Annotated in this window: 2 protein-coding genes; one reads left to right on the forward strand and one right to left on the reverse strand. The window is 62.1% G+C overall.

The window, feature by feature from the left end:
• The first annotated feature begins 22 nt into the window (after positions 1-22).
• Positions 23-160 (forward strand): hypothetical protein, encoded by a 138-nt coding sequence (locus IB235_RS24810; RefSeq protein WP_370577002.1) that lies wholly within the window; start codon positions 23-25, stop codon positions 158-160.
• Here the strand turns inward: IB235_RS24810 and IB235_RS24815 are convergent.
• Positions 157-670, reverse strand: a 514-nt coding sequence (locus IB235_RS24815) for a hypothetical protein (RefSeq protein ID WP_225612629.1), incomplete at its 5' end; no start/stop codon positions are given. The two genes, IB235_RS24810 and IB235_RS24815, sit on opposite strands and share 4 nt — an antisense overlap.

Raw genomic sequence — 670 nt, forward strand, 5'->3', positions numbered from 1 at the left:
GCGGTTCTTTGTCGGGGATGAGGTGATCGAGGCCGGGGCAGGCGAAGTGGTGCTGGGACCAAAGGGCGTGCCGCATCGGTTCGTGAATATCGGGCCGGGACGGCTGCAGACCATCGACATTCACCACGCGCCGCGCTGGATCCAGACCGATCTGGACTAGGGTGACGGTGGGGGGGCGTCGATCTGCGACTTGGACAGGAATTTCTGCTTGCGGGTCTTGGGGCGGATCCTGCGGAAGGAGTTGTCGAAGAACCGCAGCACCTTGGTCACCGACATCAGGCGGTCGACGATCGAGCTGAGGCCCAGCATGCGCTCGGACAGAACCTCATCGGCGGTCAGCGCGATGTCGGTGGCCGAGAATTGCGGGAAATGCGTGGCGATCGACAGGTAGGGGTTTTCCGGCGCACTGCCGATGATCCGGAACTTGCCCTCGCGGGACAGCAGGCGCAGCAGGACTTGCTCAAATGTCCAGTCGTGGACGTCAAAGACCTTCCAACGTTCGCTGCGCTTTGAGGAAAATCCGGCCAGATGGACCTGTGCGGGCAGTTCCAAGGATTGCAGCCACATGCACAGGCCGAAGCCGGTCGTCGGGAACTTGTCCTTGGGGTAATAGCCCAGGATCATCTGACCCAGATGCAGATGACGGACCGGAACGCCGCCGAAAGCCTCG

It is taken from the genome of Paracoccus sp. PAR01 (genome assembly GCF_014851995.1).
In the GTDB taxonomy this organism is placed as follows: Bacteria; Pseudomonadota; Alphaproteobacteria; order Rhodobacterales; family Rhodobacteraceae; genus Paracoccus; species Paracoccus litorisediminis.